We start from the raw sequence: 19,331 nt of genomic DNA on the forward strand, positions 1-19,331 counted from the left end.
GGGTGGTGACCACCACCACACCGGTTGCCTTCGACCGCCGTCCGGACGAGTACCGCCACTGGCGCCTGCGGGTGGACGGGGAGATCGCCTGGCTGGAGCTGGACGTCGACGAGCAGGGCGGGCTGGTCCCGGGGTACGAGCTCAAGCTCAACTCCTACGACCTCGGCGTCGACATCGAGCTCCACGACGCCACGCAGCGGCTGCGGTTCGAGCACCCCGAGGTCCGCGTGGTCATCGTGACCAGCGCCAAGGACAAGGTGTTCTGCGCAGGCGCGAACATCCGCATGCTCGCCGCGTCGGAGCACCACTGGAAGGTGAACTTCTGCAAGTTCACCAACGAGACCCGCAACGGCATGGAGGACGCCACCGAGCACTCCGGCCAGGTCTACGTGGCCGCGGTGAACGGCACCTGCGCCGGCGGTGGCTACGAAATCGCGCTGGCCTGCGAAAAGATCTTCCTGATCGACGACAACTCCTCGACCGTCGCGTTGCCCGAGGTGCCGCTGCTGGGCGTGCTGCCCGGCACCGGCGGCCTCACCCGGGTCGTCGACAAGCGGCGCGTCCGCCGGGACCTCGCCGACGTCTTCGCCACGCGCCCGGACGGGGTCAAGGGCAAGACGGCCGTCGACTGGCGGCTGGTCGACGAACTGGTGCCCCGCCAGGACTTCCGCGAGAAGGTCCTCGAAAAGGCGCGGGAACTCGCCCGGCGGGCCGAGAAACCGGCGGAACACGGCATCGAGCTCACCCCGCTCGAACATCGCTATGTCGACATCGACGTGGCCAAGGACCAGGTCACGATCACCGTCAAGGGGCCCGAAAACGACCCGGGCGACCTGCACGAAGAGGGCGCGGGCGGCTGGTTCCTCGCGATGACCCGCGAGCTGGACGACACGATCCTGCGGCTGCGCACCAACGAGGTCGAAGCCGGGACGTGGATCCTCCGGACCCAGGGCGACCCGGCGAAGGTGCTGGCGCACGAGCAGGCCGTGCTCGGGCAAAAGGACTGGCTGGCCAACGAGATCACGCACTACTTCAAGCGCACGCTCAAGCGCCTCGACGTCACCAGCCGCAGCTTGATCGCGCTCGTCGAACCCGGCAGCTGCTTCACCGGGGCGCTGCTGGAAATCGCGCTGGCCGCGGACCGCCAGTACATCCTGGACGGCCCGCCGATCGACGACGAAGACAGTGACGAGCGCGCGTCCATCCAGCTCACGGACGCCAATTTCGGCGCCTTCCCGATGGGCAACGGCCTGACCCGCCTGCAGGCGCGCTTCTACGGCGACGACGACCACCTCGCCTGGCTCGCGCGCGAGAAGAACCGCGAGCTGAGCGCGGCCGAAGCCCTCGAACTCGGATTGGTCACCGACGCCCCGGACGACCTCGACTGGGAGGACGAGATCCGGATCGCGCTCGAAGGCCGCGCGTCGCTGTCCCCGGACGCGCTCACCGGCATGGAGGCCAACCACCGGTTCGTCGGTCCCGAGACCATCGAGACCAAGATCTTCGGCCGGCTGGCGGCTTGGCAGAACTGGATTTTCACCCGGCCGAACGCATCCGGGCCGGAAGGCGCGCTGCGCCGCTACGGTACGGGACAGAAGGCCGTCTTCGACAGGAAGCGGGTCTAGCGCAGATGCCCGAGAAGATCGACTACGACGCCAAGATCCCCAACAACGTCAACCTCGCCGAAGACCGCAGGTTGCAGCGCGCTTTGGAGGGCTGGCAGCCGAAGTTCCTGCACTGGTGGGGCGAGATGGGGCCGACACTGGAGACGCAGGGGGTCTACCTGCGCACGGCGGTCAGCGTGGGCCGCGAAGGCTGGGCGCACTTCGACCACGTCAACGTGCCGGAGTACCGCTGGGGCATCTTCCTCGCCGAGCGCGACCCGGACCGGCGGATCGCCTTCGGCGAGCACCAGGGCGAACCGGTGTGGCAGCAGGTGCCCGGCGAGTACCGCGCCGACCTGCAGCGGCTGATCGTCATCCAGGGCGACACCGAACCGGCGTCGGTCGAGCAGCAGAAACTCCTCGGCCTGACCGCGCCGAGCCTGTACGACCTGCGGAACCTGTTCCAGGTCAACGTCGAAGAAGGCCGTCACCTGTGGGCGATGGTGTACCTGCTGCACGCCTACTTCGGCCGCGAAGGCCGTGACGAGGCCGAAGGGCTGCTGCTGCGCAACTCCGGCAGCCCCGACGCGCCGCGCATCCTCGGTGCGTTCAACGAGGAAACCGCCGACTGGCTGGCGTTCTACATGTTCACCTACTTCACCGACCGCGACGGGAAGTACCAGCTCGGCACGCTCAAGGAGTCCTCCTTCGACCCGCTTTCGCGCACCTGCGAGTTCATGCTCAAGGAAGAAGCGCACCACATGATGGTGGGCACCACCGGCGTCGACCGCGTGGTGACCCGCAGCGCCGAACTGATCCGCGAGCACGACACGTACGACATCGGCCCGCACGGCGGCATCCCGCTCGACATCATCCAGAAGTACATCAACTTCCACTACACCGTGTCGCTCGACCTGTTCGGCAGCGAGACGTCGACGAACGCGGCGAACTACTACACCGCCGGGCTCAAGGGCCGCTGGCAGGAAACCCGCCGCAAGGACGACCACAAGCTCACCGAGGACGCCCGCACGCTGGAGCGGCCGACCGGCGACGGCACCTGGACGACCGAGGAGCTGCAGGCGATCCTGCTGCTCAACCTCGATCTGCGCAGCGAGTACGTGGCCGACTGCCAGACCGGCGTGAAGCGCTGGAACAAGATCCTCGCCGACGCCGGCATCGACCGCACGTTCCGCTTGCCGCACCCTGGCTTCAACCGCGAAGTGGGCATAAACTCCGGCCACCACGTCACTCCCGACGGCACCATCGTCGACGAGGCGACCTGGGAGGCAGGCAAGCGCAAGTGGCTGCCCACGACCGAAGACCTCACGTTCGTCCGCTCGCTGATGCGCCCGGTGTACGAGCGGGGGAAGATCGCGAGCTGGGTCGCGCCGCCGCGGCAGGGCATCAACGGCAAGCCCATCGACTACGAGTACGTGCACCTCACGTAGGAGGCCTGGTGGCGACAGGGTTCAATGCCGCGGAGTACCTGCTCTCGGCCGGGCACCCGGACGCGACCGCGGTCGTGTCGCCCGGGCGATCCCTCACCTACGCCGAGCTCGCCGAGGAGTCCCGGCGCGTCGCCGGCGGGCTCGCCGGACTCGGGGTGCGGCCCGAAGAACGGGTCATGTTCTGCATGGTCGACGACGTCGAGCTGCTCACCGGCATCCTCGGCGCGATGCTGGCCGGCGCGGTCGCCGTCCCGGTGTCGACCATGGTCACCGGGCCGGAGCTGGGCCAGGTGCTGGCCGACTCGCGGGCGCGCGTGCTGTGCGTGTCCGGGGAGTTCGCCGAGCAGGCCGGGGTTGCGCTCGGGCTCGCTCCCGAGGTCACCGACGTCGTGCTCGACCGCTGCGACGCGGCCGGGTTCGGTGTCCGGACGCACGACTGGCCGTCACTGGCGGGATCGCTCCCCAGTGGACGGACGTGGGAGGACTCGCCGGCGCTGTGGCTGTACACCTCGGGCACCACGGGGCAGCCGAAGGGCGCGATGCACCGGCACGCGAGCATCCGCGCGGTCTGCGAGACCTACGCCCGCGGTGTGCTGGCGACGACTTCGGCGGACCGGTTCCTGTCCGTGCCGAAGCTGTTCTTCGCCTACGGGCTGGGGAACTCGTGCTTCTTCCCGCTCGGCGCGGGTGGGACGACGCTGCTCGAGCCTTCGCGCCCGACACCCGCGTTGTTCGCGAAGCGCGCTCGCGAGGAGCGGCCGTCGCTGTTCTTCGCGGTCCCGACGTTCTACGCGGCGTTGCTCGCCAGCGACGTCCCGGACGACTCGTTTTCCTCGGTGCGGCACGCGGTTTCGGCCGGTGAGCCGCTGCCCGCGTCCCTGTTCGAACGGTTCCGCGCGCGCTTCGGGCTGGCGATCCTCGACGGCATCGGGTCGACCGAAGCCCTGCACATCTTCCTGTCGAACCAGCCCGGTTCGGTGCGGCCGGGCAGCACCGGCGTCCCGGTGCCGGGCTATTCCGTGCAGCTGCGCGACGAGACCGGGGCGGTGATCGACGCCGCCGGGAAGCCGGGCGAGCTGTTCGTGGCCGGGCCGTCGACGGCGACCGGCTACTGGGCCCGGTACGACGCGACGAAGCTGGTGTTCCAGGGCGAGTGGCTGCGGACCGGCGACAGCTACGTCCGGAACGAAGACGGGACGTACAGCTGTCTCGGCCGGTTCGGGGACATGCTGAAGGCGGGCGGGATCTGGGTCTCACCGTCCGAAGTGGAGGAACGGCTGCGGCAGCACCCGGCGGTGGCCGAGGTCGCCGTCGTCGCCGCGCCGGACGCCGACGGCCTCGACAAGCCGGTGGCGTGCATCGTCCCCGCGCCCGGGTTCGCGGTGGACCCGGACGAGCTGATCGAGTTCTGCCGCGAGGGGCTGGCGGCGTTCAAGCGCCCGCGCGGGGTGGTCGAACTGGCGGAGCTGCCGAAGACGGCGACCGGCAAGATCCGCCGCAACGTGATCCGCGAGCTGGTCCGCGATTCGCTGCGGACGGTACCCAGCTCGTGATCGACGGGCACTTCGTGGTCGACGCCCACGTCCACACGCCACGGCTGCCGACGCTGAAACCGGCGTGGCTGCAGTGGGCGCACGACTTCGCCGGGGCGTACCCGTGGCGTTCGGTGTACGCCTCCGACGGTTCGGTCGTTCCGTCCGCAATGGACGAGCTGATGGCGTCCGAGGGCGTCGACCGGGTCCTGTTGTTCTGCGAGTACAGCCCGCGGGCGACCGGGATCCAGCCGATCGAGGACAACCTGCCGCTGGTTTCGTTCAACCCGGAGCGGTTCCGGCTCGTGGCGAACGTGAACCCGTACCTGCACCACCCGGCGGCGGCGGAGGTGGCGCGGCAGCTGGACCTGGGCGCGGTGGCGCTGAAGATCCACCCGGTGCACGGCGCGTTCTCGCCGGCGGACAAGGAGCTGTACCCGGTCTACCAGCTGTGCCTCGAACGCGGGGTACCGGTGATCCTCCACTCGGGAACGTCGAGCTTTCCGGGCTCCCGCACCAGTTTCGGCAACCCGGAGCTGCTGTCCGATGTGGTCGAAGACTTCCCGTCGCTGCAGTTCGTCTTCGCCCACGGCGGCCGCGGCTGGTGGTACGACGTGGCGGCGTTCCTGGCGCTGGCGCGCGAGAACGTGTGGCTCGACTTGGCCGGGCTGCCGCCGAAGAAGCTGCCGGAGTACTACCGGCGGTTCGACCTGACGCGGCTGGCGGGGAAGTTCGTGTTCGGGACGGACTGGCCGGGCGTGCCTTCGGTGGCCGCGAACGTCCGGACGCTGGCCGGGCTCGGGCTGCCGGACGACGTGCTGAGCGGGGTCCTGTCTGGGAACGCGATCAAGCTGATGCCGTCACTCGCCTAGCGGTCGTGAGTGGTAAATCGGGTTAGAACCCTCATTACCGCTCACGAGCGCGTCAGCCCATGACCTCGTGCAGGCAGAGCACGTTGCCTTCGGAGTCGCTGAACCAGGCCGCCCGCTCGTTGCCCAGCTGGGCGATGTGGTCGACCGTCTTCAGGCCTTCCATCTCGAAGTCCTGGAACCGGACACCGCGGTCCTCCAGGGTTTTGACTTCGGCGGGCAGGTCGCCGACTTCGAAGCTCAGTGCCGTGTTCTCGCTCTGCGCGCCGGCCGGCATCGGGCGGAGGCCGATGGCGCCGCCGGCCGCCGCGAAGTAGAGGGTTCCGTCCTCGCCCTTCCCTGTCTGCTTCAGGCCGAGGGAGTCCGCGTAGAAGTGGCCGGCGCGTTCACTGTCGGTCACCGGAAGCATCGTCGTGATGGTCGATTCGGTCAGCATGGCTTTCATGGTGCGCGCCACCGGCGCCGGGCGTGACCTCGACTTTTTCAACGGTCGCTGTTGAACGCCCGGAGTGTCCGCATCGCTTCGGCGAGTGCCGGCGCGTCCTCACCGAGCGGCGTCAGCACGATCCGGCGCAGGATGTCCGCCGCCGCCGCGCGGGCCTTGTTCGCCACGTCCAGCCCGTGCTCGGTCAGGGACGCGAACGTCACGCGGCGGTCGTCGGGGCTGGGGATCCGGCAGATCAGGTCGGCCGCGACCAGGCGGTCCGCCACCTTCGTGAACCCGCCGCTGGACAGCGCCGCCTCCGTGGCCAGGCGCGTCATCGGCATCCGGTGCTCGGGCGAGCGCACCAGCCGCAGCAGGATGTCGAACGACGCCGGCGCCAGCCCGAAGCGGTCGGCGATTTCGCCCATCAGCCTGTCCTGGGTGGCCAGGTAACCCTCGATGACCAGGCCCCACCAGGTGACGATCTCGTCGTCGTCGGTGTCCACGAGGAGACACTTTACCCCAACACCTCGCCGGATTACTTCTTCCGGGAAAGATGTCAGCCCGTTTGTACGAACCGTATACCGGACCTCCCTACGATCGGGCGATGACTAACGAGGCACTACAGCGTGCTACCAAACTGCTGGACGCCGTCATCCTCGCCGACGGGCACAACGACCTGCCGTGGGAACTGCGGCAGCACGGTGGCCCGAACCCGGTCGAGGCGGCCGCGTCCCTCGACCTGACCGTGCGGCAGCCCGCTCTCCACACCGACTTCCCGAAGCTCGCCGACGGCAAGCTCGGCATGCAGTTCTGGTCGGTGTTCGTGCCCTGTGAGTTCGAAGGCCACAGTGCCGTGACCGCCGTCCTGGAACAGGTGGAGGTCGTCCACCAGCTGGTCGAGCGCTACCCCGACCGGCTGCGCCTCGTCACCACCGCGGACGAGGCCGAAGCCGCGTTCGCCGACGGCCGGATCGCGTCGCTGCTCGGGGCCGAGGGCGGGCACAGCATCGCCGAGTCGATCGGCGTGCTGCGGATCCTGCGCCGCCTCGGCGTCCGCTACATGACGCTGACGCACAACTTCAACACCACCTGGGCCGACGCGGGCACCGACGAGCCGGCCCACGGCGGTCTCACCGAGTTCGGCCGCGACATCGTGCGCGAGATGAACAAGATCGGGATGATGGTCGACCTGTCGCACGTCGCGCCGTCGACGATGCGGGCGGCGATCGAGGTCAGCTCGGTGCCGGTGATCTTCAGCCACTCCTCCTGCACCGCGGTGAACGACCACCCCCGCAACATCCCCGACGACGTCCTGGCGAAGCTGCCCGGCAACGGCGGCGTCGCGATGATCACCTTCGTGCCCGCCTTCGTCTCCCCGAAGGTCGCCGCGTGGAACGAGCGGCTCGACGCCGCGATGGCCGAAGCCGGGCTGGAGCCCCGGAACCTGACGCTGCGCGGGAAGTTCGTCCAGGAGTGGGACGGCCCGCCCAAGCCGCTCGCCACCGTCGAGGACGTCGTCGCGCACGTCGAGCACGCCCGCGAGGTCGCCGGCGTCGACCACATCGGCCTCGGTGGCGACTACGACGGCGTCGGCTCGCTGCCGGAGGGACTGGAGGACACCTCCAAGTACCCCGTGTTGTTCGCCGCGCTGCTCGAGCGCGGGTGGAGTGAGGACGACTGCGCGAAACTGGCCGGGCGGAACACCCTGCGCGTCCTGCGGGAGGTCGACGGTTTCGCCCGTTAGGGGGTTTGAGGCGGCGCTCCGCGCGCGCCGGACGGACACTGAGCACATGACGCACGCGCGCGGGGGCGCGGCCGACCGCCCCACCGGTCCCACCCACCAAGACCTGCCCGAAGGCGCTCTGGAACCCGCCGAGCTGCGCGCCGGCGACGTCCGGCCGGGCGCGGAGGAGGTGACGCCGGTGCGGCCGGCACCCGCCAAACCGGCGACCGCCGAACCGGCGTCCGCCGAACCGGCGTCCGCCAAACCGGTGGGCAAGGCCCGGCCGACGCGGATCAGCGGCACCTGGGTCGCGGTCATCGCCGGCCTGGTCGTGCTGGTCGTGCTGCTGGTCTTCATCCTGCAGAACCTCGACCCGGCGACGGTGCACTTCTTCGGCGCCGAAGGCAGCCTGCCGCTGGCCATCGCGATGCTGTTCTCGGCGATCGGCGGCGCGGTGCTGGTCGCGCTCATCGGCGGCGCCCGGATCCTGCAGCTGCGGAAGCAGGCGCGCCGCCGCTAGACGATGATCGACGTCATCCCGAGCAGCAGCGCGCAAACGTTTTCGTCCCCGGTCGTCCGGACGCCGTCGGTGCTCGTCGGGTTGCGGGTGCAGAGCCGCCAGAACGTGTCCAGGTCCGTCGTCACGGTGGCCAGCGGCGTGCGGGACGGTGGTGCGCCGCGGTCCAGGACCCAGCCGTCGCGCTCGCGGCGCGCGTGCCACTTGCCCTGGCCGGTCACCGTGTAGCCGACCTGCTTGCCGACCCGGGCGTCGACGGCACGCAGGGTGTGCGGCAGTGCCCGGATGAACGTGTCGGCGATCGGCTCGGCGTACTCCGCCTCCAGCGGCGTGTGCTCGAGGGCCTCGCGGATCTGCACGTGGTGCACCCAGAACTCGGAGTAATCGCGGGCCGCGTCCAGCCAGCGCGGGGCGGGCTCGTCGCCGGCCCAGCTCACCGGCATGCCGAGGGCGTCGAGGTCCAGCTGGGCCCAGTACTCGGTCGTCTGGCCCATGAACTCGTACAGCATGGTGAGCAGGACGTCCGTCGAGAGCCGGCGGCACGCGACGACCCACTCCTCGTTGAGCCGGTCGATGAACCGGGGGAAGGCTTCGCCCGGACGGGGGCCTTGGGACGCGTGCCCGTCCCGGCCGTGGGACAGCCGGCCGACCTTGTCGCCCAGCAGGTGAGCGGCGACGTCCTTGACCGTCCAGCCGGCGCACACGGTCGGCCGCGTCCAGTCCTCCTCGGTGAGCGCGCCGAGCAGCGTCATCAGCGCCTGTTCCTCTTTCGAGAAGTACGGGAGGACGTCGATCGGCGGGCCCCAGCGCGTCGGACTCATAGCCGTCATCATGCCGGTAGTCACACCTCCGTTCGGCCTACCCGCAGGTAGCATCACTCGCGTAAGCAGAGGGGAGCAAGCCTGTGAACGCAGAGCGACCGAACGGCCGGGGTGCCGCCGACGACGTGGCCGACCTGGCCCGCCGCGCCGGTCAGCTGGCGGGCTGGGCCGCGCGCACCGGCTTCGCGATCGGCCGCAAGCTGCCCGGCGTCGAGACCGCCGAACGCGGCGTCCGGCAGGTGGAACGCCAGCTGCTGACCGAGCTGCGCCGACGCCTCGACGAGGTCGACGACCCGTACCACGCGGCGCTCACCGCGGCGTCGGCGATGAACCGCCCGGCCGTCCCCGGGAACGTGCCCGCCACCGTGACGCTGGTGCCGGTGCGCGACAACCACGCCGAGCCGCTGCGCGCCGCGATGGCCGAGCTGCTCAACCACTCCGTCGGCTTCGGTCGCGAGCGCGCCCGCGAGTACTTCTACGCGATCATCCTGCGCCAGCTGACGCCGGACGAGGCGCGCATCCTGGCCGCGCTGTCCGACGGCTCGCCGTTCCCCGCGGTCGACGTCGTCGAGCGGACCGGCCTCGGCGGCAACGGCCGGGTCGTGCTGCGCAACGCCTCGACGGTCGGCAAGGCGGCCGGGGTGTCGCTGCCCGACCAGGTGCCCGGCTACGTCACCCGGCTGATCGGGCTCGGCCTGGTCGACCTCGACGAAGAGGTGCCGTCGCTGGAGACGCAGTACGAGATCCTGCTGACCGACGAGACGGTGCGCGAAGCGGAGAAGCACGTCCGGCGCGCGAAGTTCCTCCGGCGGACGATCCACGTCTCGCGCCTGGGCGCCCAGTTCTGGCAGGCCTGCGACCCGAGCTTGGGTTAGCGGATGGGGGCTTTCTTCGCCGGCATCGTCGCCGACTTCGCCCAGCACTGGCCCCTCTACGTCTCGATCCCGATCGTCGCGGCGCTGATCGGCTACGGCACGAAGCTCGTGGCGATCCGGATGATGTTCCAGCCCGTGGAGTTCATCGGCGTCAAGCCGTTCCTGGGCTGGCAGGGCATCGTCCCGAAGCGCGCGGCGCGGATGGCGAGCATCGCCTGCGACACGATGACCGAGCAGCTGATCAAACCGGCCGAGGTCGTCGCGCGGCTGGACGCCGGGCGGATCGCGAAAGAGATCGAGAAGCCCCTGCTGGCGGGCGTCGAGGACATCGTCCGCGAGGTGGCGGCGCACTACCAGCCGGGGCTGTGGGAGTCCCTGCCGGTCCGGGTCCAGCGGCTGGTGATCGAGCGCGTCCAGCACGAGTCGCCGCGGATGGTCGCTGCCGTGCTCGACCTGATCAAGTCCGATGTGGACAGCGTGTTCGACCTCAAGGGCATGGTGGTCACCAGCCTGGTCAAGGACAAGCGCCTGCTGAACCGCATTTTCCAGGAGGCGGGCGCGAAGGAGTTCAAGTTCATCGCCCGCTCCGGCCTGGTCTTCGGCGGCGCGATCGGCGTCGTCCAGATGGTGGCGTGGGTGCTCTTCAAGTTTCCGCCGATCATGCCGGTCTTCGGCCTGTTCACCGGCTGGTTCACCGACTGGCTGGCGCTGCGCATGATCTTCTACCCGATCGAGCCGCGCCGCTATTTCGGCATCCAGTGGCAGGGCCTGTTCCTGAAGCGCCGCGCGGAAGTGGCGGAGGCGTACGGGTCGTTGATCGCGAAGGAGATCATCACCCCGCACAACGTGATCGAGGCGATCCTGCACGGGCCGCTGTCGGACCGGGTGCTGGCGTTGATCCAGCGCCAGCTCGACCGCGAGCTGGGCAGCGTCGCGAAGCCGCTGCTGGTGTTCGCGGTGGGCAGCCGCAAGTACCAGGACATGAAGCTGGCGATTTCGTCCCAGATCATGTCACGCCTGCCGGAGACGATGCGCTACATCGAGGACTACGCGACGGACGCGATGGACATCCGCAACGTGCTGGTGTCGAAGATGAAGCAGCTGTCGCCGAAGGAGTTCGAGAGGCTGCTGCGCCCGGCGTTCGAGCAGGACGAGTGGATCCTGATCGCGACGGGCGCGGTGCTGGGCTTCGCGGTCGGTGAGGCTCAAGTGCTGGTCTTGGAACATCTGGCGGCGTAGGGGCCGAGAGGGCGAACAAGTCCACCCGAATGGCCGTACCTGCGGACGTATCCAGCTGCTCTCCGCACGCCTCTAATCTCCGGCAGGAACGACGACGGGCGGGGGAAGCCCATGGCTGAGACACCGGAACCCGGAAGCGCCGAGGACACACTGCCCCGGCAGGAGATCCGGCTCGCGATGACCATGGTCGGCGGCGCCAGCCTCGCCGTCTGGATGGGCGGCGTCGCGTCCGAGACGTCCCAGCTGCTCCGTGAGGCACGGAGCAGCGTGCCTGCGGGCAGCTACCGGAAGCTGACCGGCCTGCTCCGGGCGGACGTCTCGGTCGACGTCCTGACCGGGACGAGCGCCGGCGGCATCAACGCCGCCTGCCTCGGCCTCGCGGAGGCGTACGACTCCAGTCCGGCGGTCCTGCGCGACACATGGATCGAGACAGGGTCGCTGGACAAGCTGATCCGCGACCCGGCCGAGCCCGAACCGCGGTCGCTGTTCGACGGCGACCGCGTCCTGCTCGACGGGGTCCGTTGCGCGCTCGACCGGATCAAGGGGAACAGCCCGGGGCCGGCGGCGGGCACGCCCGACCTCACCGTGCTGCTCACCGGAACCATGATCGACGGCGAGAGCACCCGGTACCAGGACGCGCTGGGCAATCTCGTGCGGGACACCGACCACCGCATGCTGTTCCGGTTCCACGGCGAGCACTGGCGATCGGGAGAGGTGCTCGGCCCGCTCGCGCTCGCCGCCCGGTCCACCGCCTCGTACCCAGGTGCGTTCGAGCTGTCCCGGGTGCCGATCCGGCCAGAGCATGCGGACGAGAAGCACCCGGACATGCAGCCGTACACCAAGCTCAGCCGCTCGCACTGGGTGACCGACGGCGGGGTGCTGCTCAACAAGCCGCTCCGCCCGGCCCTGGCGGAGATTTTCGCCCGGCCCGCCGCTGCCGACGTCCGGCGGCTGCTGCTGTACGTCGTGCCGACCGGGGAACGGGAGGCCGAGGCGAAACCCTGTGACGCCAACGACTTCCCGATGTTGACCAACACGATGGGCAAGGTCGTCACCGCGGTGATGAGTCAGTCCATCAGCGCTGAGCTCGAAGAGCTTTCCCGGCACAACGCCGGTGTGCTGCTGACCAGGGACACCCGGGTCGTCCTGGCCGGGCTCGGCCTGCGCGGTGGCGCGGAGTCGTTGATCGACAAGCAGCTTTTCCGGGCCTACCTCGAGCGGCGGACGGCCGAAGATGCGGAGGAACTGGCCGAGCTCGCCGCCTGCCGGTACGCGCAGTCCCGTGTGGACAATCCGGAGCTGCAGTGGTCGACGGGGATGTCGGCGACCCTGCGCGGCAAGGCGGCCGAGGGCCTGACGCGCGAGATAGCGCTCGGCCCGCCGGAGACGCGGATGCCGGTGGAGGCACTTCTGCCCTACCGTACTTCGGCCCTCGCCGACGCCGTCGCGACCGGACTCCAGCTGCTCAACGCGGCCTTCCTGCTCGGCCCGGACGCGGCCGACGCGGACGTGCTCAACGAAGCCAAGGCCGAGCTGCACAAGGCGCGCAAGGCTGCTGCCCGGAAGGAAAAGCTCGACGAGTGGGTTGCGCGGCAGCCGCAGCCGCAGCCGGGCGGGTCCCTCGAGCAGTGGATCGACGTGCTGGCCCGTGGATGGGCTGCCGCCGTCGACACCGATGGTCTCACCGGGGCCTGGTCGGCCGTCGTCAAAGCGCTCCGGGCCACGGCACCCGCCTTGCGCCGCCGGGTCGATGCGCGACCGGACGAGAACGACGTCGTGAAGACGCTGCTGAACTGGCTCGCGCTCGAAGGCGGAACCGACGACGAAGTCGTGCAGGCGCGGTTGCTCGCTCTGCACGTCGCTGCTCGCGGGCTGCTGGCGGAGGCGCCCGCCGTCGACCAGCGAGCCGACCTCGTGCAGGTGAGCGCCGACTCGCGGACGCTGCTCGACATGGGCCGGCGGCGCTCGTGGGAGAAGCTGACGGGGATGCAGGCGGGCTACTTCGGTGGCTTCTACAAGGCTTCCTGGCGCGCGAACGACTGGATGTGGGGCCGGATCGACGGAGCGGGCTGGCTCATGCAGGTGCTCCTCGACCCGGTCCGGCTGCGGAACCTCGCCGTCCTCGCCGGCCAGGACGCGTTCCGGTCGCAGGTGCAGCAGACCTTCACGGAGATCGGCTGGTGCCCGCCACGCGAGGCGGACAACCTCAGCGCGGCGGACGTCGCCGAGCTGACCGCTCAGCTCGGCAAGGAGCTGGGCTTCCTCGGGCTCGACGGGCAGCTGGAGCCGGTCGACTACGCCGCCGAAGTGCCCGAAAGCATGCCGGTGACCGCGCTGGTCCTCGCCAGGGCGCGGCAGTCGGAGATCGCCCGGACCGAGCTACCGGTCGTGTGGCGGCATGCGTGCGAGGACGTCGCCGAGGCGAAGGCGAGTGACAAGAAGTCGAAGGCCTTCCGCACGATGGGCACACCGGACCCGGAGACCGGAGACGGGGTGTTCCCGCTGGACAGCGCCGACCGGACGCAGCGGGTGTTCCAGACCTGCCGCGTCTCGGACGAACGGATTTCGGACGAACGTGGCACTCCGCTGCTGGTCAAGACCGTGATCAAGCTGGCGGCGGCCGGGGTCAACGCGGCCGCCGCGACCGTGCCGTCGTCGACGCCGAAGCCCGCGAAGTCGATGGTCACCGCCGTCCGTGCCACCGCCCGCAGCACCTGGCGGATCACCAAGGGCGCGATGGCGCTGAAGACACCGGGAACCATCGCCGCCGCGGTGCTCGCTCTCGTCGCGGGCCTGCTGATGGGTGGCAACGGCAACGCGTTCGTGGGGTTCATCGGGCTGCCGGTGCTGGCCGGCGGCGTGGTCTTCGTCGTCGTCAATGTGCTGCTGATGGCGAAGAAGACACCGCTGGTCCTGCTCTACCTGGTCGGGTTGCTCGCGGTGCTCGGCCTGGTGCTCGCCCCGTTCCTGCCGGTGCTGGCGGAGCCGTTCTTCGGCTGGCTGCGCTCGGTGGTCGACGGCTGGGGCCACGGCGACCGGGCGGTCGCGTGGGTCATTTTCGTGGCCGTCCTGCTGCTGCCGTGGGTCGTCCCGCCGCTGGCCGCGCTGTGGCGGCACATCCGCCCCGGCGACCGTCCGGCGGCGCCCACGGCACCGGCGAAGCCCGAGGCGCCGGCGAAACCGGCGCCGGCGGCCGAGGTCGTCCTGACGGTGCCGGCCTCCGTGACGCTCCCGGACACCGGCCCGGCGGCCCCGGACACCGGCCCGGCGGCCCCGGCTCCTGAGCGAGCGCCGTGAGTGGCGCACCGGGAACGGACGAGACGGCGGGACCGTGGCGGCAGGAGATCCGCCTGGCGATGACGATGGTGGGCGGTGCCAGCCTCGCCATCTGGATGGGTGGCGTTGCCGCCGAGACGTCGCAGCTGCTGCGCGAGTCGCGCGGTGACGACGACCCTGGTGTGTACCGCAAGCTGCTCGACCTGCTGCGTGCCTCCGTGTCGATCGACGTGCTGACCGGAACCAGCGGCGGCGGCATCAGCGCTGCCTGCCTCGGCTTGGCGGAGGCCTACCGCTCCAAGCCGGAGGTGCTGCGGGACACCTGGATCGCGATCGGCTCGCTGGAGAACCTGTCGCGGGGCGCCGCGGATCCCCAGCCCCGATCGGTGCTCGACGGCGACCGGGTCCTGCTGGCCGGTTTGGAGCAGGCCCTGCGTCGCATCACCGCGGAAGGTACTCCGCCGGCCGCCGAACCGGACATCACCGTGCTCCTCACCGGCACGATGGTCGACGGCGAGGCGAGGCGGTTCGACGACGCGCTGGGAAACCTCGTGCGCGACACCGAGCACCGGATGCTCTTCCGCTTCACTGGTCCGGTGTGGACTTCGGGGGTGGAGGGGCCACTGGCGCTCGCCGCTCGGTCCACCGCTTCGTTCCCGGGTGCGTTCGAGCTGTCCCGGGTGCCGATCGGCGATGCCGGCGTCGACCTCCTGCATCCCGACATGTCGGCGTACACCGGCCTCGCGCGGTCCCACTGGCTCACCGACGGGGGGCTCCTGCTCAACATGCCGATCCGGCCGGCGCTGCGCGAGATCTTCGAGCGGCCCGCGAACGCGGACGTCCGCCGGCTCCTGCTCTACGTCGTGCCCACGGGAATACCGGAGGCGGTCGCGCTGGGGGCCGATCCGTTGAACCCGCCGCTGCTGTCGACCGCGATCGGCAAGGTCATCGCCACCGTGATGAGCCAGTCGATCAGCGCCGAGCTGGACGAGCTGACCCGGCACAACGAGGCCGTCGTCCGGGCGCGGGACTCTCGGGTGTCGCTGGCGGCCCTCGGATTGCACGGCGGTCCCGAGGCGCTGATCGGCCCGCGGCTCGCGGCTGCGTACCTGGACCGGCGGACCGCCGAGGACGCCGCCGAGCTCGTCCGGGTCGCCACCCAGCGGTTCGGCTTGTCCGCAGCGGGCAGTCCGGACCGGACTTGGGGGTCCGGCCTGTCGCGGCAGTTGCGCGCGGCCGCCGCGACCGGGTTGGGCACTGGCATCCCGGCCGGGCCCCCGCCGGCGAGCATGACCGTGGCTGACCTCGTCGGTTACCGCACGGGCGCGCTCGAAGACGCGGTGGCGACCGGTTTGCAGCTGATCAACGCCGGGTTCCGGCTCGGGCCGGCCCCCGGGCAGGCGAATGCGCTCAATGAAGCGCGGGCGATGCTGCACGCAGCGCGGCAGGTGGCGGCGCGGAGCGTACGGCTGGCGCAGTGGATCGTCGCCCACCGAGGGCCGGGAGCGCGCACCACCCTCGAAGCCTGGGTCGGCGAGCTGGCCGAAGAGTGGGCCGCGCTCGGCCGCTCCGCCGAGCTCGCTCGGGCCTGGCCGATGGCCGTCGCGGCGCTGCGGGTCGCGGCTCCGGCGTTGCGGGCGCTTGCAGTTGTGCAGGCGGGATCATCATCCGCCGAAACGGTCACGACGCTGCTGGACTGGCTGGCGCTGGACTCCGGCGACGACGTCGTCCAGGCTCGCCTCCTCGGTCTTCACGTGGCGCGCCGCGGTCTGCACGCCGAGCCGCCGCCGGTGGATCAGCGGCTCGACCTCGTGCAGGTCAGCGCGGACTCCCGGACGTTGCTCGACCTGTCGCGGCCGCGCGCGGCGGACAAGCTGACCGGCCTGCAGGCGGGCTACTTCGGCGCGTTCTACAAGTCGTCGTGGCGCGCCAGCGACTGGATGTGGGGCCGGGTCGACGGCGCCGGCTGGCTGGTGCAGTGCCTGCTCGATCCGGTTCGCCTGGAGATCCTGCGTGACATCGTGGGGCCCGAGGTGTTCCGGAACGAGCTCAGGACCACGTTGAGAGACATCTGGCGCAAGCCGGATGAGCGGGACAATTGCTCGCCCGAAGAGGCCGATCAGCTGTGCCGCCAGCTGATCGGCGAGCTGGAGTTCCTCGGTCTCGACGCCGATCTGGAGCTCGTCGAGTTCGGGACCGAACGGCCGGTGAGCCTGCCGGTCACCGCGATGGTGCTGGCCAGGGCGCGCCAAGTGCAGATCGCGGCAGCCGAAATCCCGGTCGTGACGCAGCAGGCTCTGCACGACGTCAAGCACAGCGGGGCGAGCGGGACCGCGTCCGCGGCCTTCCGGTCGAAGGCGGCCCGCGTGCCCGCTGACGTGGCGACCGCTCAGCAGCTGTTCCAGGTGTGTCGGGTTTCGGCGGAGAAGCTCGCCGGCGAGCAGCACACCCCGCTGCTGACGCGGACGCTCCTGAGCCTGGGGGCCGCCTCGGTGAACGTGGGCACCGTCGCGTTCCGGATCCCCCAGGGATGGCCCGTGAAGGTCGGCAACGCGCTACGGACCCTCTTCAAGATCATCGGGAGAATCTCCGCGAACGCGATCCGCATCGGCTCGCAGGGGCCGATCATCGCCGCCACCTTGGCCTTGCTGGCGGGGCTGGCGCTCGGGAACCACGGCGGCCTCCTGTTCGAACTGGCCGGCCTGCCGGTGCTCGCGGGCGCCGTCGTCTACCTGACGACGGCGTTGCTGACGATGGGCAGGACCTCGCGCCGGGTGTTCACGGTGCTGTTCATGCTGGCTGTGACGGCCTTGCTGCTCGCCGCTTTCCTACCCCTGCTCAGGCAGCCGTTCTTCGGCTGGCTGGGGAACGTGGTGGCGGGCTGGCAGCGCGGCGACGCTCCGGTGTGGTGGCTCGTCGTCTCCGGGGTGCTCGTGCTGCCCGCCGTCGGGTTGCCGGCGCGAAAGATCTGGCGCCGCCTGTGGCGGCTGGACTGAGCGATTTCGGCCCGTCGCCTTGCGATCACGGGCGGAAGGGTTCATGGTGCGGGTAGGTCACGAGCCGGGAGCCCGCGCCCCGAGCGCTCTCATGCCCATTAGGTGGCCGCGTCAAACAGGTTTGTGCGACTGCTCACGGGGTACTTCGCGTCCCCGCAGGTCATCGCCCGGGCCGTGAGCTGCGTCGCTGGCAGGCGGAAAATTCTCTGTTACGTTTCCTGAGTATGTCCGTAACGCACTTGATCGAATCCCCGACCAAGGCGGACGGCGCGCAGCTGTGGCGAATCGCGCGCGATTCCGCCAAGCTGGATCTCAACTCGCCGTACGCATACATGCTGTGGTGCCGCGATTTCGCCGAGTCCTCGGTGGTCGCGCGTGAGGATGGCGAGGCGGTCGGTTTCGTCATCGCCTACCGCCGGCCGGACGAGCCGGAGTCGGCGCTCGTCTGGCAGGTCGCGGTCGACGCGTCCCAGCGGGGAAAGGGCCTGGCCGGCGCGCTGCTCGACACGCTGTACACCCGCCTGGTCGGCGAGGGGGTGCGTTACCTCGAGACCACGATCACCCCGGACAACGAGGCGTCCATCCGGCTGTTCAGCTCGTTCGCGAAGCGGTGGAACGCCGCCATGGAAACCAGTGTGCTGTTCGGGGGGGAGGATTTCCCCGACGCGGGGCACCTGCCCGAAGAGCTTTACCGCATCGGTCCGCTGACCGCACCGCCGAATCCGGGCGATTAGGAGAGAAACAACACGATGAGCATCTTCGAAGAGCTCGAATCCGAAGTACGCAGCTACAGCCGCGGCTGGCCGGTCGTGTTCGACCGCGCGCAGGGCAGCTGGCTCCACGACGAAAGCGGAAAGCCCTATTTGGACTTCTTCGCCGGGGCCGGCGCGCTGAACTACGGGCACAACAACCCGCAGCTGAAGCAGGCCCTGATCGACTACATCCAGCGCGACGGCGTCACCCACGCCCTGGACATGTTCACCGTGGCCAAGCGCGACTTCCTGCAGACCTTCCGCGACAAGGTCCTCGACCCGCGCGGGTACGGCTACAAGGTCGTGTTCCCCGGGCCGGGCGGCGCGAACGCCGTCGAAGCCGCGCTGAAGCTGGCGCGCAAGGTGACCGGCCGCGAAGCGGTCATCAACTTCACCAACGCCTTCCACGGCATGACGCTGGGCGCCCTGTCGGTCACCGGCAACTCGATGAAGCGCGGCGGCGCCGGTGTCCCGCTGGTGCACGCCACCCCGATGCCCTACGACCAGTACTTCGACGGCGCGATGCCGGACTTCCTCTACTTCGAGAAGCTCCTGCAGGACTCCGGCAGCGGGCTCAACGAGCCGGCCGCGGTGATCGTCGAAGGCGTGCAGGGCGAGGGCGGCATCAACGCCGCGCGCCTGGAGTGGCTGAAGGGTCTCGACGACCTCTGCAAGCGCCACAACATCCTGCTGATCCTCGACGACGTCCAGATGGGCTGCGGCCGCACCGGCCCGTTCTTCAGCTTCGAGGACGCCGGGATCACGCCCGACATCGTCTGCCTGTCGAAGTCCATCAGCGGTTACGGCATCCCGATGGCGCTGACGCTCATCAAGCCGGAGCTCGACGTCTGGGAGCCGGGCGAGCACAACGGCACCTTCCGCGGGATCAGCCCGGCGTTCGTCACCGCCAAGGAAGCGATCGACGTCTACTGGAGCGACGACGAGCTCGAGAAGTCGACGAAAGCGAAGGGCGAGCGCATCGCCACCGCGTTCTCCGGCCTCGTCGAGGCGTACCCGGAAGCGAACCTGCTCGCCAAGGGCCGCGGCCTGGCGCGCGGTCTCGAGTTCGCGAACGGCGACCTCGCCGGGCGCGTCTGCGCCGAGGCGTTCGCCCGCGGCCTGCTGATGGAAACCTCCGGCCCCGACGGCGAAGTCATGAAACTGCTGCCGCCGCTGACGCTGACCGACGACGAGCTGACGCAGGGCCTGTCGATCATCGACGAGTCCGTCAAGGCCGTCCTGAAAAAGTAAG

Annotated in this window: 15 protein-coding genes; 12 read left to right on the plus strand and 3 right to left on the minus strand. The window is 70.0% G+C overall.

Features of this window, described 5'->3' with window-relative positions; translation table 11 throughout:
* Positions 1-5: 5 nt before the first annotated feature.
* The 4 genes from boxC to C2L58_RS03215 are packed head-to-tail and all read left to right on the plus strand — an operon-like array spanning position 6 to position 5,456.
* Entirely contained in the window at positions 6-1,625 is a 1,620-nt protein-coding gene (gene boxC, locus C2L58_RS03200; protein ID WP_103335715.1) for a 2,3-epoxybenzoyl-CoA dihydrolase, read from the plus strand.
* 5 nt (positions 1,626-1,630) lie between these two features.
* Complete coding sequence (boxB, locus tag C2L58_RS03205; RefSeq protein WP_103335682.1) at positions 1,631-3,052, plus strand: benzoyl-CoA 2,3-epoxidase subunit BoxB; 1,422 nt, start codon at positions 1,631-1,633, stop codon at positions 3,050-3,052.
* Between the two features lie 8 nt (positions 3,053-3,060).
* A complete protein-coding gene (locus C2L58_RS03210; protein ID WP_103335684.1) occupies positions 3,061-4,605 on the plus strand; it encodes a benzoate-CoA ligase family protein in 1,545 nt (514 codons plus the stop codon).
* Positions 4,602-5,456, plus strand: a complete 855-nt coding sequence (locus tag C2L58_RS03215; protein ID WP_103335685.1) for an amidohydrolase family protein — start codon at positions 4,602-4,604, stop codon at positions 5,454-5,456. Before C2L58_RS03210 ends, C2L58_RS03215 begins: the two co-directional genes overlap by 4 nt.
* Before the next feature lie 52 nt (positions 5,457-5,508).
* Here C2L58_RS03215 and C2L58_RS03220 read toward each other — a convergent pair whose 3' ends face one another.
* Together C2L58_RS03220 and C2L58_RS03225 are read right to left on the minus strand one after the other, a co-directional pair.
* Complete coding sequence (locus C2L58_RS03220) at positions 5,509-5,889, minus strand: VOC family protein (RefSeq protein WP_103335687.1); 381 nt, start codon at positions 5,887-5,889, stop codon at positions 5,509-5,511.
* A gap of 47 nt (positions 5,890-5,936) precedes the next feature.
* Positions 5,937-6,383, minus strand: coding sequence for a MarR family winged helix-turn-helix transcriptional regulator (locus tag C2L58_RS03225; RefSeq protein ID WP_103335689.1), 447 nt, complete (start codon positions 6,381-6,383; stop codon positions 5,937-5,939).
* A gap of 101 nt (positions 6,384-6,484) precedes the next feature.
* On the opposite strand from C2L58_RS03225, the gene C2L58_RS03230 reads away from it, so the two are divergent.
* Together C2L58_RS03230 and C2L58_RS03235 are read left to right on the plus strand one after the other, a co-directional pair.
* Complete coding sequence (locus tag C2L58_RS03230; RefSeq protein WP_103335690.1) at positions 6,485-7,624, plus strand: dipeptidase; 1,140 nt, start codon at positions 6,485-6,487, stop codon at positions 7,622-7,624.
* Positions 7,625-7,670: 46 nt separating this feature from the next.
* The gene (locus tag C2L58_RS03235) at positions 7,671-8,123 is read left to right on the plus strand and encodes a LapA family protein (protein WP_103335692.1); all 453 of its coding nucleotides are present in this window, start codon (positions 7,671-7,673) and stop codon (positions 8,121-8,123) included.
* Here the strand turns inward: C2L58_RS03235 and C2L58_RS03240 are convergent.
* Entirely contained in the window at positions 8,120-8,941 is an 822-nt protein-coding gene (locus C2L58_RS03240; RefSeq protein WP_233225522.1) for a maleylpyruvate isomerase family mycothiol-dependent enzyme, read from the minus strand. The two genes, C2L58_RS03235 and C2L58_RS03240, sit on opposite strands and share 4 nt — an antisense overlap.
* Before the next feature lie 83 nt (positions 8,942-9,024).
* Between C2L58_RS03240 and C2L58_RS03245 the strand changes: the two genes are divergently transcribed.
* The 6 genes from C2L58_RS03245 to ectB all read left to right on the plus strand — a co-directional run bounded on the left by C2L58_RS03245 (position 9,025) and on the right by ectB (position 19,330).
* Positions 9,025-9,816: an Abi-alpha family protein gene (locus C2L58_RS03245; RefSeq protein WP_103335695.1), complete on the plus strand. Its 792-nt coding sequence runs from the start codon at positions 9,025-9,027 to the stop codon at positions 9,814-9,816.
* A 3-nt stretch (positions 9,817-9,819) separates the two neighbouring features.
* A complete protein-coding gene (locus C2L58_RS03250) occupies positions 9,820-11,055 on the plus strand; it encodes a DUF445 domain-containing protein (protein ID WP_103335696.1) in 1,236 nt (411 codons plus the stop codon).
* 111 nt (positions 11,056-11,166) lie between these two features.
* Positions 11,167-14,352 carry a patatin-like protein gene (locus tag C2L58_RS03255; protein ID WP_103335698.1) on the plus strand — a complete coding sequence of 1,062 codons (3,186 nt, stop codon included), beginning with the start codon at positions 11,167-11,169 and terminating at the stop codon, positions 14,350-14,352.
* A 59-nt stretch (positions 14,353-14,411) separates the two neighbouring features.
* Positions 14,412-17,327: a DUF3376 domain-containing protein gene (locus C2L58_RS03260; protein WP_103335699.1), complete on the plus strand. Its 2,916-nt coding sequence runs from the start codon at positions 14,412-14,414 to the stop codon at positions 17,325-17,327.
* A 179-nt stretch (positions 17,328-17,506) separates the two neighbouring features.
* Positions 17,507-18,061 (plus strand): diaminobutyrate acetyltransferase, encoded by a 555-nt coding sequence (ectA, locus tag C2L58_RS03265; RefSeq protein WP_369903997.1) that lies wholly within the window; start codon positions 17,507-17,509, stop codon positions 18,059-18,061.
* Positions 18,062-18,076: 15 nt separating this feature from the next.
* Entirely contained in the window at positions 18,077-19,330 is a 1,254-nt protein-coding gene (gene ectB, locus C2L58_RS03270; RefSeq protein WP_103335701.1) for a diaminobutyrate--2-oxoglutarate transaminase, read from the plus strand.
* Position 19,331: the final 1 nt, after the last annotated feature.

It is taken from the genome of Amycolatopsis sp. CA-126428 (assembly GCF_002904335.1).
Taxonomy (GTDB): Bacteria; Actinomycetota; Actinomycetes; order Mycobacteriales; family Pseudonocardiaceae; genus Amycolatopsis.

Coding starts and splice junctions, on each gene's coding strand:
- C2L58_RS03255 (WP_103335698.1), top strand. CDS start 11,167: ATGGCTGAGACACCGGAACCCGGAAGCGCCGAGGACACACTGCCCCGG.
- C2L58_RS03230 (WP_103335690.1), top strand. CDS start 6,485: ATGACTAACGAGGCACTACAGCGTGCTACCAAACTGCTGGACGCCGTC.
- ectB (WP_103335701.1), top strand. CDS start 18,077: ATGAGCATCTTCGAAGAGCTCGAATCCGAAGTACGCAGCTACAGCCGC.
- boxB (WP_103335682.1), top strand. CDS start 1,631: ATGCCCGAGAAGATCGACTACGACGCCAAGATCCCCAACAACGTCAAC.
- C2L58_RS03260 (WP_103335699.1), top strand. CDS start 14,412: ATGACGATGGTGGGCGGTGCCAGCCTCGCCATCTGGATGGGTGGCGTT.
- C2L58_RS03250 (WP_103335696.1), top strand. CDS start 9,820: ATGGGGGCTTTCTTCGCCGGCATCGTCGCCGACTTCGCCCAGCACTGG.
- C2L58_RS03240 (WP_233225522.1), bottom strand. CDS start 8,941: ATGAGTCCGACGCGCTGGGGCCCGCCGATCGACGTCCTCCCGTACTTC.
- C2L58_RS03220 (WP_103335687.1), bottom strand. CDS start 5,889: ATGCTGACCGAATCGACCATCACGACGATGCTTCCGGTGACCGACAGT.
- C2L58_RS03235 (WP_103335692.1), top strand. CDS start 7,671: ATGACGCACGCGCGCGGGGGCGCGGCCGACCGCCCCACCGGTCCCACC.